This window comes from Adonisia turfae CCMR0081, from assembly GCF_011009555.1.
In the GTDB taxonomy this organism is placed as follows: domain Bacteria; phylum Cyanobacteriota; class Cyanobacteriia; order Phormidesmidales; family Phormidesmidaceae; genus Leptothoe; species Leptothoe turfae.
In genome coordinates, this window is sequence record NZ_QXHD01000004.1 from 3,759,801 (window position 1) to 3,773,296 (window position 13,496).

The following is a 13,496-nucleotide window of genomic DNA, read 5'->3' on the forward strand; positions in this document are numbered from 1 at the left end:
CCCTAACACCGAACACCTATCACCTGACACTACCGGGGATTTTATTTATTCACAGATCCCTTAACACTTATCTACTTAACCAAGAAGACCCAACCTACTTAAACCTCTCCCATATCTACCGTGTAGTGTCCCACCAGCGTGATTCTCTCATAGGACATCGGATACACATGCAAAAGATTGGGATTCTCCTGGTCTCGGTGTAGTACAACACCATTGAGACCAATATCGATGCGATAATCAACGACCCGATCATCACCATCAAGCACCATAGCCATAAATGGATGTTCCGTTGGATTGATCCGCTTTAAATCTTCATAGTCTTGCGTAAAGGGTGTCCCAAAGCCTAAAGGTCTATAAATGCCATCACTATAGTCTTCAGGAGCTAGCTGAGGAATTGCGTCCATATCCAATCCAGTTAAGATCAGCTTGCGCGTACCTTCACTGCCATTGAATACAATCTCCACCTCCTTGAGAGGTTCAGTAGCTAAGGGGGAGTCAATTTCCCGCCCGATTACTTTATCGAGAGTTTCAATTTGGCTATAGTCAGACCCCCACAGCCGGTTTTCATCATAGGTACCAGGGGGCACAAAGCTATGAAACTGTAGATCCGAACTGCGGAGATCTGCCCAAGTAGTTCCAACGATGTCGCCAACAATCAGGTTTGACTTTTTATCTTGTTCTCCAAGGGCCATAATCTCTGCATCAGCTAAATCGGTAGCCGTGACCTCCGACTCTTTGACCACATCTCGAAAAGCACCTAAATCAAGCTGCATGCCTTTAAGGAAACCAAATTTTGGCCAAGCCTCCAGATTGCGTGCCTGTGACCAATAGCTAACAGGGTTAAGATCCGAAACGATATCGGCATAAGCACCCCGAGGGAAATCGAAATATCCCTGATAAATAGTTTCCTGACCCGACGGTGTTTCAGCGTAGATTGCCAGTTCCCAGTAACTTGCGCCCAAACAATTATTGGTGAGGCCAATTGACAATTGATCAGCGCTGTAACCACCTAATCCACCCGGAATATCAATGTGTTCAGAGCCAGCAGCAAATATCACCCGCTGGCGATTAAACTCACGTTCGGTCAAAAACCATCGTCTCAATGCAGGGTTATTCTTAGCAAACTCTGGCACTTGGGGAATAAGCCGGCTGAGATCGATATTACGTAGATTAAGGGTTGTTTCTCCATCAGGACCAACAATGTCAAATGTGACATCTGTTTGATAATTATCGCCAACCTGAAAACCAATAGTTGAGCCGACAAAGGTGGAATCTTCGGCTGGCGTTTGGAGCGCCATCTGCTCAATATTCTTATTGCTATAACGACTAATAAACAACAAGAATCCTGAACCTGAAATAATTGCGGGGACTAAAAACCATAAAAGAAAATTTTTCTTACGGGGCAAAACCTCTTTGGAATGAGACGATTTATCAGACAGAATTTGCTCTTGATCTTGGGGCAAAAGAGTCATGGTAGAGCTGAGATTTGTACGTGTACATAAGCGATATTACTTAATATTTATAGAATTTTCTTGATCTAAGACCACATGAAATTTATTACAAAGGGACCCCCTGTTGAAATTACTTAGATAATTCCGCCTTAAGCTTGTCAAAAAAAGACGATTTTTTTCAGTAATATTCCGTATTTTAAAGTTTTTTTAGTAAAAAAACATACTTTAGACTACGCAAAAAACATGGAATCATTAACAATATTATTTTTTTGTAATTTTGAAGCTTATTTATCCTGTTGTTAGCAAAACCCCTGGAAATACGTTGTTATTTTTCTTTTTTCGATAAAAACAAATGCTTTTTTGTACGTATACATACCTGTCTATATGTCTGTATATCTATACAATTTGCGGTATAGTTACGGTGTAATACTGATAATGAAGTTTGTGATTTTTATTGTGTTTAAATAATGAAAAAGAATCCACATTTATAATACTAAATACCTATTATTATAAATGTAATTGATACTAATTCCCTGCAAAAATAGCCTTTAAGAAAGTATTTAGAGCATTTTTAGAAGGATTCGCTGACTATAAGTTCGCTAACGTCTAAAAGCTTGGGTAAATCCAGTATTTGTATAATCTGATCCCCATAAGGCACTTGTCCTTGAGCATAGTCACTGCCCATAATTTGAGCATTATCAGTGACTTCTTGAATATCGCTTAAAGTTGCAGAAAATAGTGCATCACGAATCTCTTCTACAACAATAGCTATAAGACTGTCCTGATACTCTACAACAATAGCTTTAGGCAATCTTTGTAACGCCTTTAGGGGCAACCCTAAGGACTGAGTAATATCGATCACAACTAAAACTTTGCCTCGTAAATTGATAGCCCCAATAATGTGTTTTGGACAGCAAGGAACAGGAGTTGCCTGGCTAATAGTGATAAATTCTCGCACCAGATTGGAGTCAATACCAAAAAGATTATCACCTAAAGAGACGACGATTAAGGCTCTAGACTCCGTAATTGCGCTTTTCTCATCAAGTGACTGCCTCAGGTTTTTAGCTCGCTGATGAAAGATTGCTCGATCCTCAGGAGTGACCGCAGGTGCAAATGTTGTTATAGAAGTATCATCTAATAACTGTGTTTCAGAAAGTGCTTTCTCAGGTTGAGCGCGATAAAAATCATCGGCTAAAGAGCGAGTAACAGAGATGACCTGCTGGATTTCCCCAGTTTTGAACCAGGCTTGGGGAGAGTTTAAGATCAAAATATCGCTTTCATCTGTGACCATGCCTGAGAAAAATCTTTTTAGGTTAAGATTGGATTCCTCTTGTTGTTTATCCATATCAGCTTTGATATCTGATGCAGATAATTCTTTAATTCCTTGGACTGAGTTCACAATGATGCCTATGTTTAAATCTGCCTGTTGGAGAACAATAATGCTGTCGCTCAGATGATAATGTCGCGGTTGGGACTCATGATTAACTTGGAGGTCAACAATAGGTAAGGTGTCCCCGCGTCGATCAAGGACTCCAATGACACCCAGGGGTGCATTCGGAATGAGTACAAGCTCCGGTAAAGCAAATACTTCCTCAACGTAAGCTGTGTCCACTGCGGCTTGACACTGATTGATTTCAAAAAGGCAATAGGATGTTTCCATAATTGTTCTCTAATCGATTTCCTTTGAAGCTTGTTCGTACTGCTGAATAATTTCAGCAGCTGTGAGATTCCCAAATTTGGCGATTCTAGTGTCTCCAGGAAGTTGTCGAAGAAGATTGAGGGCTGTTTTTTGCATTTGCAGGCTAACATCTTCCAGGGAATCATCTAGAACCTGAAGTCTATCCTCAGTTATGACCGTTGCCTGTGGGAGCTGTTGCTGGGGCAGAGCCAATGATTCGCTGGCTATGGGTTTGATAACCGTATCTGCTGGCCGCTGGTAAGTAATAGATTCTTCAAACATTTTGACCCAAAACTTATCAGGATTTTGACTGTGAAGCTCAGTGTGTCCCACCAGGAGATAACCCAAGGGAGCAAGCGCATTATGGAATTTATCTAACGCCATTTTGACAGCTGCGTCACTAAAGTAAATAAAGACATTGCGACACAATATTAAATCCATATCTCTGAAATAACAGAATGGATTTAAAGATGAGTTATCGAGTAGGTTGCCAATTTGAAAGCTGACCATAGTTTTGATGTCATCGTTAATATGATACTGATTGTTTGCTTGTCTAAAAAAACGTTTCTGAATCTCTGGATCAATTCCCCGAAAAGACCAGGGACGATAGAGTCCTTTGCTGGCTTTCTCCAGTGCTACCGAGTTAATGTCTACTCCTAAAATTGTCAGATCCCAGTCCTTGATATTTGGGATTAAATCGTAAAGCAGCATGGCGATGGAATAGGGCTCCTCACCCGTTGAACAACCGGCACTGCAAATACGAATTGTTTTTGTCTGAGCCTTACGTTTAAGTAAATCTGGAAAAATATGATTTCTTAATAAATTAAACTGCCCTTTATCTCGAAAAAAGAAACTCTCGGTATTCGTGATTGCTGTGGTTAAACTGCCCCACTCCTGCTGACTTTTGTATGTCTCGGTGGCCAGTAATCGATAATAGGCTGTTATGGAATCTGAACCTATGATCTTAGCCCTGCGGGTAATCGTTTCTTTGAAGACTGCCTGATCGTTTTCTCTAATAATGATGCCAGTGCGCTTGACAATCAGCTGGATAAAAGCTTGAGTCAGCTCTGGACTTAAGGGCTCTATGGATGACACAGTGGGTTTTTACTCTGAATTTTAAGATAAGGACTAATTATTGGAGTTCGAGCGAAAACTGTTGAACAACTCTTAAAACGGTCGGCCCAATAGCCTGGATGGGTAAAACCTGTTGGGCTGCCCCCAGGTCAATGGCTTCTTTAGGCATCCCAAACACAATGGACGTTGCTTCATCTTGGGCAATAGTTAGCCCCCCTGCATCGGTGATAGCTTTCATTCCATCTGCACCATCACATCCCATTCCTGTTAATAAAATTCCAATGGCTCTACGTCCATAAAATTGGGCAATTGATTTAAATAAGGTAGTCACAGAAGGACAATGTCCATTGACCAGAGGTGATTTTGAGTGAATAAATCGGCCTTGATGATCAATCTCTAGGTGTTGACGCTCGGGTGGAAAATAAATGTTGCCAGGTTTAGGGCGTTCTCCGGCTGGGGCGATCTGGATTGAGAGGTGACAGGATTCATCCAGCCAGTCTATCAGTCCCTGTAAAAATCCAAGGCTGATATGCTGCACACAGACTATCGGTAGGGGGAAATCTGCAGGTAGCGATGTTAATATCTGCTGTAATGCCAGGGGACCACCGGTGGAAGAGCCCACTGCTAAAATTTTGGGTCTGCTACTTAGTTTTATGGATGAGGCGATTTGATTATGACGGAGCAATGCCTGATGAGGCTTAGATTTTTGTTGTTTTTTCTTAAAAACTTTGACACCAGATAGTATCTTTATTTTATCAATCAGAGCTTGCTTAAGTCGTATATTGTCGCTGTCTAATCCAGCTTTTGGTTTAGGTAAAATGTCCACTGCTCCAGCCTCTAGCAGTTGAAAAATACGATGAGTATCTTCTTCTTCTTGCACTGAAGCACTGACCACAAGTATAGGTAGTGGGTAGCGCAGCATGACCTGGGATGTGAATTCAAGACCATTCATATGGGGCATGAAAAAATCGGTGCAAATCACATCGGGACGTGTGTCAGGAATAAGGTGTAATCCTTCCAGTCCAGTTCGTGCTGTCCCCACAATTTCAATATCAGGTGAGGAACTGAGAATTTTTTTGAGAATTGCCAGGGCAACGGGAGAGTCTTCAACAACTAGAACACGAATAGACATCAGGTGCTAAGAATAAATAGGTACTAAATAAGTTTTGCTAAGGTTTCTAAAAGGGCCTCCTGATTAAATCGACCTTTAAGAATATAGGCACTTGCCCCTGCATCTGCACCACGCTGGCGATCAGCAGCCGAGTCTAACGTGGTTACTAGAATAATGGGTAAATTTTCAAATTTTTGGTGCTGACGAATTTTGGTGGCCAGGGAAAACCCATCAAGGTAGGGCATTTCTACATCAGAGACAACGGCATCAAATGTGCCACTCTGGAGAGTGTTGTAACCTTCGAGACCATTGTTAGCTGTAACGACGACATAACCAGCACCCTCAAACAATCGTTTTTCCTGAATTCGAACAGGCGGTGAATCCTCCACTAAGAGAATGACAGGTTTTCTCTGGGTGTTTGATTTAGTTATAGTGAGTGTTTCAGATCGCGACTGTTGCTGTACCGACTTAAGTAGGTCTGGCGCATTGAGAATCATACAGATTTCTCCTGAACCCAAGACGGTCGTCCCAGAAACATTGCGCACCCGCTTGAGTAGCTTACCCAGAGGTTGGCTCACCACCTCCTGTTGACTAATCAATCGATCGATAAAGAAACCGACGTGATCATTACCAGCATTGAGGATCATACAAGGTCGGGTATCATCAGAACTTAAGCCTGGTTGAGCAACCCAATCGTAGATGGGAGAGTTAGATAGCTCTAAAACATCGGTTAAATTGGCCACTGGAATAGCCTGGTCGCCTAACATAATTGTGTATTCTCCATCGCTGGTCAGAATTTGCTGAGGAGAGATCAGTAGGGTTGTTTTTAGAAACTCAATGGGTGCAGCAAACATCATGCCCTGGGTTTCCACTAGCACCACATTGGCTGTACTTAGAGCTGTGCTAAGTTGTAGGCGAAACGTGGTGCCTTGCCCGAGGGTAGATTCGATCTGAATATTTCCTTTGAGTTTTTCGACCTGGTTGCGGACAATATCTAACCCGACACCTCTACCAGAGATTTCAGTAATAAAGCTACGGGTTGAAAAACCAGGTGCCAGAATTAGCCGTTGAATTTGGCTGGTGGACATGGTGTCCAGTTCATCTGAGCTATAGAGTTTCCGTCGAACAGCGGTTTGTTTGATTTTTTCTAAATCTAGGCCTCTACCATCGTCTGTGATTTCAATGATTAGACTCATAGCCGTTTGATAAGCTTTGAGCCGTAGGGTAGCCACAGCGGGTTTACCCAGGGTTTCGCGTTCGGCTGAGGGTTCAATCCCGTGGTCGATGGCATTGCGCACAAGATGCATAAGGGAGTCTTTGATGCCTTCTAATAGCCGCTTGTCACCGGTGGATTCTGCCCCTTCAATGGTGAGATTGATGGTTTTAGACTGTTGTTTGGCTAGATCACGAACGACACGCTGTAGGGGTTGAAAGAGGGTGGATAAGGGCAGCAGCTGTAGTTTACGAACCTGATTTCTTAACTCTTCGGAGACCAGCTCAAGCTTAGTGCTGTTGCTTTGCAGGGTAGATCTCAAGTTTAAGATCAGGGTTTCTAAGCGATCTTCATAGGACTGGCCTGGGACAGCCTGCGGTTTATTTTTGTTGGCTTGCCATTCTTCCCAAAGCGTCATTAGCTGATCAGTTTGGGTCGAGGTTTGGGCGATTTGAATACGGGTGACGGCTAACTCTTCTGCTTGGGTCGTTAAGCTATCAAGATCGCGCAGTTGAACCCGAATGGTTTCGGTTTGGGGGGTGTCTTTATTGCCAGCTGGGTTGGCTGGGGTGAGTTCCAGCGTTGGCAGCGCGTTGGTGTCGACGTCGGCTAACGTTGCAACATCGGTAGGAATGTCAACGCCTGTGGGAATGGCGGTTGGCGGTAGGAGTCTGGTAAGGGTTTCCAGGAGCTGTTCAGTGTCGACGTTGGTGGGTATACCAGTGACGGCTTCATGGGCCAAATCAGCGATCGCATCTAGACCTGCATACAAGTGATCGCTGACCACCGCATCCAGCGACAGAGCCTGATTTTGAATACCACCCAGAATGTCTTCCACCCGATGGGTGAGGGCTTCTATCGATTCAAGGCCTGCACTTCTGGCATCCCCTTTCAGACTATGGGCCTCCCGTAACAATACCGATAAAGACTCCTGATCGTCAGGAGTCTGCTCTAAATTTAGAAGATTGGACTCTAGTACTTGCAGTCGTTCTGCCGTAGTCGTTTGATAAATCTGTCGCAGTTCAGGGTCAGCGATCAAATTGGCGCTGACGATCGCATCAGGTGCAGGGAGTGGTGTGGCTGGCACCTCGAACCCTTTTGTCACCTCATCTAACCGTTCAAACACTTGAGATAACACTACCTGGCTGGGTTCACCGGTCGTGGCTTCGTGGATCAGCTGACTGATGGCATCTAACGCATCTTCCAAACAACTGCCAATGTGAGCGGTAAAGGAGATGGTTTGACGCTGAATATTGTTGACAATCTCTTCAATAACTTCGACAAGATCGGCAATCTCGTCCAGTTCAGTCGCCCTAGAGTCACCTTTGAGACTATGGGTTTCCCGTCGCATTAGCTCCAGGGTGGTGGCATCATCCGGACTGTGCCCTAGCTGTTGAAGGCTAGCTTTTAAGGCTTGCAGACGATCATGACTGGTTATCCGATAGATCTCTCGCAGCTCATCATCGTCGATGTAAAGAGTTTTGACCGTGGGGTCTAAGCCAGGGGCTGGTGTAATAGTGGTTGAGGCTACAACCGCCTTGAGAAAATCCAGGGTCTGATTATAATCTATATCAATGGAGTCACCCGTAACCGCCTCGTGCACCAGTTGACCAATGGCATAAATACCCTGATAAAAGCAATCGCTGATATCCGGGGTAAACTCAGCCTGTTGTTGCAGGGCTTTGATTAACTCCTCTAGTTCCTGAGCCAGGATCGCAACAGCATCTAGACCAATGACTTTGGAGTCGCCCTTAAGACTGTGAAATTCTCGCCGCGAATCTTCGAGAATAATTGAATTATGGGGATCTTCTGTTAACTGTAGCAGACTAACTTCCAGGGTGTTGAGTCGCTGTGTGCTGGTTTCTTGATAGAGGCTGCGCAGTTCTGCATCTTGGATCATCATGCGTTTGAGTCATCGGGTTAGAGATTACGGTGAATTCGCCTGGTTCGGCAAACTCCCTGGCTGAGCCAGGGAGCCATGATGCAGTCAGGGCCTAGATGATCTTTTCCAGGTCTAGAGCGGCCTCATTTAGCTGATCTGTACCTACTTTGGTTTGGTTCAAACCACCAGCCGTTTCCTGAGCACCCCGGTTAATCAGTTCCATCGCGTGGACAACCTGTTTGATAGCATCTACCTGCTGTTTGAGGTTCAGTGACACTTGCTGGTTATTGATCACCACCTGATTGACAGAGTCCTGGATTTGATTGAAGGCTGATTCTGTGCGCTTGGCGATTTCCACACCTGTTTTCACAGTTTTGGTACCTTCCTCTGTCACCATGACGGTTTCATTAATTGCTTTTTGAATGTCAGACACCAGGTTGTTGATTTTGTCAGCTGATTGCTGGCTTTGGTCTGCCAGCTTACGAATTTCGTTGGCAACGACAGCAAATCCCTTACCATGTTCTCCTGCTCGGACAGCTTCAACCGATGAGTTAAGCGCAAGCATATTGGTTTGGTTGGCAAAGTCAATCACCAGTTGGGAGATATTACTAATTTGATCCGCCTGGCTACTAAGATTAACAATTTGCTCTGCGATCTCATCTACCTTCTGCTCCAGACTAAACATCCCCTCCAAGCTGGCATTCAATGAATTCGCCCCTTCTTCCGAGGCCGAAAAAGCCAGTTTTGCGGCTTCAACGGCGGCACTTGCCTGTTCAGCCGCGTGACGAGAAGACGCTTCTAGCTCGTCCATCGTGGTGGTCGTTTCATTCACCGAAACAGCCTGCTGGTTAGCAATCCGTTCTTGCTGGGCCACAGTGGAGGCCATTTCTTGGGTAGACGTAGCAATGTTAGAAGATACTTTTTCGAGCACCAATACTAACTGCCGTCCACGCCAAATCGCAAACGGAATCACCAGCCCCAGAGATAACACAACGGTTAAACCTGCAAAAAGTTTGAATGAGTTAACCGAGGCAAATACTTCGCTACGGGGTACTTTTGCGATCGCAGTCAGTGCATAGGCTCGATCTGGATTAGGCACAAACCGTTTATAAGCAATAATGTGTTGATCCAGGTTAATAATGCCCGATTCACTGGACAGGATTTGTTCCGCCAGCTCTGGGGAATAATCAGTTGCCAGGGTTTCCTCTTTACCCAAGTCAAAGCCCCACAACTTTTCAGAGTCTGGGTGAGCGAGAAAATAACCCTCTTGGTTAACGAGCTGTAGCTCCTCGTCCTGCAGTTCCTCTGAATCACTCAGAAACTCTAAAAACTTATTGGCAAATACATTGGAAATGATAATTCCCCGCTGCTGACCGGATGCATCTACCACAGGCGTAGCATAGCGAATAACCGGTTTAAAGGGGACTTCAATCTCTCCCTGTTCCTGGTTGAGATTCACGGGTGATGTATAAACGCTACCGGGTGATAACGAGACCGTCTCAGTAAAATAACCTCGGTCCCCTTTATTCTGCAACTGAGACCTCGGAATGGGAGTCACTGAACTACCATCAGAATCTACCCGCACCAGCTCTTCGCCAGACTCATCAATATACCGCAGCTGCATATATTGAGGCTTCTCCTCCATGATGCTCTGAAAGACATCCTGTAGACGACCAGCCCATTCATCATAGGAAGAATTATCTTGAGGATCGGTACCACCGTTGGCACGGGCACGGATCATCCCCTGAACTGGAGGCAGCTTACTCAGAAACAGAACATCCTCATTGAGCCCTGTCAAAAAAGTACTAATTTCATCAGTAGTTTCCTGCGCCTCTTCCTGTAGTAACTCGGTCGCATTGTTGCCTAAGGTATTACTGGCAGAGGTTGTACCCAATAGTCCAACGACTGAGGCTGGAATTGCTGCGCTCAAGATAATCAGAAGTAGAAGCTGCTGCTGGATTTTAAGTTTTTGGAAGCTGCCAAAGATGTTTGCAAACATGGTGAGTGCTCTTCTGAGATTAAGAAACTAAAAATTAGACGAAAACTGAGAATGAGGTGCAAAGAATGAGGAGACGCTGCAATTTCGCTGATTCAATGCATATTTGAGACTTCAGCCAATATTGTTGCCTATCCCATTAAGTGAATCTATCAACTTTAATTAGACACACCAAAACATGACTTCCTAATGAGTCAGAATCAGGATAGATATCAAAAAAAAAATAAAAAATAAAAAATAAAACTCAGGCACCATCAGAACAATTAAAATATGAAAGATTTCTCATCTAAAAAATCTCTAAAAGCAACCCAAAAATAAAAATTTTCTCATTTATGGGAGCACCTAAAAACGCAAGCTTTTTGCATCTGATCTAACTGTTTTATTTATCCAAGAATAAGAACTATATTTGACTATTAATCCTCTAAAAAAGCCAAAATTAAGCTATAGTTTTAGCAGCTCAGAGAGGGATAATGAAAGATATATGTTCATAACAAAGAACACCAGAAGCCCTCTATTTCAATTGGTTGCAGCTACCTTTCTAGACAAAAGTCTAGTACCTATCTCTACAAAGGATGGCAAATCACCTTTATTCAAAGGATCTAGCAATTTGTATAGACAAAAGTCTAATAGTTATTTCCATTGAAAACCATTAGAAATTCTCTATAACTCACTGCGAAACTGAAAAGTATATTCGTGATTTGGGCTGATTTACTACATCTTTAAAAAAGTTGCTGATAGGATTAAAGTTCAAGCAAGACAGGTGCTTTACCTAGCCAAAAACGATTAGCTTTGAAAATATTACTAATTATCAGTGGAGTGATATTAGTCCGATTGATCTCTAGAATTTATCATCAAAGCCATCATTGGTTAATTGTTAATTCGCATTAAGCTTTTGTTTTTAGTGCGAGATACTTTATTTGAGTTGGCTATAATCCTCTCTTACGTGGATGGTTTGTTGGTTAAACACTATTCATAGTCTTATTTATATTATTGATACTTTTTGGTTAAAGAACTGCCAATGCATTCCCCTTAACCACTATCCCAGCGTGTATTCATCTCAATCGAGAAGCGCTTAAAATCAGGAGCTTCTTGGCAATCATCGCACCCTTAAATACTGTTACCGATGGAAATTACAGAGCTGACTCAGCTGTTAAAGCTTCCCAACACAAACTTGGATGGATACTTGATTTTCAGCAATCAACAGTTGAGCTGGAAGCTCACCGTTATCCAAGGACAATTGCTCTACGCTGTGGATAATACACATGTTGTTCGACGCTGGAACAGAAACTTTGAAAAGTATTGTCCTAACGTGAGTTGGGCTAATACAGAAATACACCCCTCAACGGATGAGCCCTGGCAGATGCAGTGGCTAGATTTTGGAGTGAGTCAAAAACATTTAAGTTTGATTCGCGCCAAACTAATGATTCGTGCAATTATCCAAGAATGCTTATTTGAGTTAAGCCTGTGTAAGTTTCTCCAACATCACTGGCAGCCAAGCAAATTGTCACTGTCCCAAGTATCTCGAAGTCTGGCGCTATCCACTTGGGAAACCAAGATGACGCATCGTACAGTTCAAAACCTTCGACAGCAATGGCAGGCAACAGGATTAATGGGGCTTAACCCTAGCCTATCTCCTGTCCTGAAAACGTTTGTAGAACCACAAATATTGCAATTGCCCCAACAATATTTCACTGGTCGAAACACACTGTGGGATATTGCCGTAAAGCTTGATAAGTCCATTGTCGAGGTCACCCAGCATCTACTGCCCCTGATTAAGAATCAGGCATTAGAATTAAGGACTATACCTGACTTACCACTATCCAAAGCTAAACTCTCCATATCGCAGTCCTCAAAGACGTCAACTCGTTCAACAACGTCATCTGTATCCCGTAAATCAAGAACATTTTCGGCGTCGACCATTTCAGCAAAACTGGAAAAACCTGTCTCATCATTTATTGAGTCTGCACCGGCTCCCCAAGCCACAGATGACCAACCTCTAATTGCCTGCATTGATGACAGTCCTGTGCTGGCTCACAGTCTCAAAAAAATATTGGCTACGGCTGGCTATCGCACGTTGATTATTCAAGAACCCATGCAGGGTTTTTCTCAGCTGATTGAACATGTACCAAGATTAATACTGTTGGATGTCATGCTACCCAACGCTGATGGCTATAATATATGTCGATTCTTAAGAGACACACCCACCTTTAAAAACACACCGATTATTATTCTGACTGGGCGCAGTAGACCCGTTGATCGGGCGCGGGCCAGTATGGCCGGTGCAACAGAATTCTTGGTGAAACCACCAGAGCCTAACGAACTGCTCAGTATGATTCGTAAATATCTCCAACCATTATCGAATTAGGGATGGGGTAATGGGGTGATTATTTAAATGAGGTGCCCTAACAGTTGAACCTATCGGCGACTATTTCTTAGAGGTGAGCACGAACGTAGCGTAAAAGCTCGCTAAATCTAAACGGTTTGGTGATGTAATCACTGGCTCCCAATGATAGGGATTGTTGTCGATCATTATCACTGTCTCGTGCTGTTATGACAATGATCGGTGTCTGCACCCCTTGAGAGCGAGTTGCACTAAGAACCGACAGACCATCCAGGTCAGGTAACCCTAAATCTAACAAAATGAGGTCAAAATTTTTTGAAGTGGCTAGCGATAGAGCTTGAACACCGCTTTGGGCCGTATATATTTCATACCCAGCCCGGCGAAACCCTTTTGTTAGAAAGGCTGTAATTTGAGGCTCATCTTCGACAATCAGGATAGTTGCCACTGTGTATTAAGGCTGTAGTAAATTACTACTTCATTACAGCAGACGGTGAAAGGCTCGGGCAACAAACTTAGATGTATTCAGTACTTGGGCGGTATTTATGGGATAAAAAGCTTAGAAAGACGGAACCACAGGAAATGATGGTTCAAACTATATGCTGAATGTGAATTATTTAAATAGCCCTTGTGTTTTTGATCAAAAAATGTTTAAGAACATGGGGTTGTACGGCCATACCTATAGAGTAATCAAGATTCCGAGCGCTAAAATTTGACTTGACAGTCTGTTGGGAATGCTAGTGTGGGCAAAAT

The 13,496-nt window shown here is 43.5% G+C and carries 8 protein-coding genes; 1 reads left to right on the forward strand and 7 read right to left on the reverse strand.

The window, feature by feature from the left end:
• Window positions 1–98: 98 nt before the first annotated feature.
• From DXZ20_RS20325 to DXZ20_RS20350, 6 genes are all read right to left on the reverse strand, one after another.
• The gene (locus DXZ20_RS20325) at window positions 99–1,472 is read right to left on the reverse strand and encodes a hypothetical protein (RefSeq protein ID WP_163700146.1); all 1,374 of its coding nucleotides are present in this window, start codon (window positions 1,470–1,472) and stop codon (window positions 99–101) included.
• Between the two features lie 550 nt (window positions 1,473–2,022).
• A complete protein-coding gene (locus DXZ20_RS20330; protein WP_163700148.1) occupies window positions 2,023–3,111 on the reverse strand; it encodes a chemotaxis protein CheW in 1,089 nt (362 codons plus the stop codon).
• Window positions 3,112–3,120: 9 nt separating this feature from the next.
• On the reverse strand, window positions 3,121–4,224 hold the full coding sequence (locus DXZ20_RS20335) for a CheR family methyltransferase (protein ID WP_163700150.1): 1,104 nt from the start codon (window positions 4,222–4,224) through the stop codon (window positions 3,121–3,123).
• A gap of 37 nt (window positions 4,225–4,261) precedes the next feature.
• A complete protein-coding gene (cheB, locus tag DXZ20_RS20340) occupies window positions 4,262–5,335 on the reverse strand; it encodes a chemotaxis-specific protein-glutamate methyltransferase CheB (protein ID WP_163659307.1) in 1,074 nt (357 codons plus the stop codon).
• 23 nt (window positions 5,336–5,358) lie between these two features.
• Complete coding sequence (locus DXZ20_RS20345) at window positions 5,359–8,430, reverse strand: hybrid sensor histidine kinase/response regulator (protein WP_163700153.1); 3,072 nt, start codon at window positions 8,428–8,430, stop codon at window positions 5,359–5,361.
• Between the two features lie 91 nt (window positions 8,431–8,521).
• A complete protein-coding gene (locus DXZ20_RS20350) occupies window positions 8,522–10,408 on the reverse strand; it encodes a methyl-accepting chemotaxis protein (protein WP_163659309.1) in 1,887 nt (628 codons plus the stop codon).
• A gap of 1,120 nt (window positions 10,409–11,528) precedes the next feature.
• On the opposite strand from DXZ20_RS20350, the gene DXZ20_RS20355 reads away from it, so the two are divergent.
• Window positions 11,529–12,770: a response regulator gene (locus DXZ20_RS20355; protein WP_163659310.1), complete on the forward strand. Its 1,242-nt coding sequence runs from the start codon at window positions 11,529–11,531 to the stop codon at window positions 12,768–12,770.
• Window positions 12,771–12,837: 67 nt separating this feature from the next.
• Here DXZ20_RS20355 and DXZ20_RS20360 read toward each other — a convergent pair whose 3' ends face one another.
• Window positions 12,838–13,191, reverse strand: a complete 354-nt coding sequence (locus DXZ20_RS20360; protein ID WP_163700156.1) for a response regulator — start codon at window positions 13,189–13,191, stop codon at window positions 12,838–12,840.
• Window positions 13,192–13,496 lie beyond the last annotated feature (305 nt).

Bases quoted from the DNA above. Each gene is read 5' to 3' on its own strand.
- DXZ20_RS20345 (WP_163700153.1), bottom strand. From the start codon at position 8,430: ATGATGATCCAAGATGCAGAACTGCGCAGCCTCTATCAAGAAACCAGC.
- DXZ20_RS20350 (WP_163659309.1), bottom strand. From the start codon at position 10,408: ATGTTTGCAAACATCTTTGGCAGCTTCCAAAAACTTAAAATCCAGCAG.
- DXZ20_RS20330 (WP_163700148.1), bottom strand. From the start codon at position 3,111: ATGGAAACATCCTATTGCCTTTTTGAAATCAATCAGTGTCAAGCCGCA.
- cheB (WP_163659307.1), bottom strand. From the start codon at position 5,335: ATGTCTATTCGTGTTCTAGTTGTTGAAGACTCTCCCGTTGCCCTGGCA.
- DXZ20_RS20325 (WP_163700146.1), bottom strand. From the start codon at position 1,472: ATGACTCTTTTGCCCCAAGATCAAGAGCAAATTCTGTCTGATAAATCG.
- DXZ20_RS20355 (WP_163659310.1), top strand. From the start codon at position 11,529: ATGGAAATTACAGAGCTGACTCAGCTGTTAAAGCTTCCCAACACAAAC.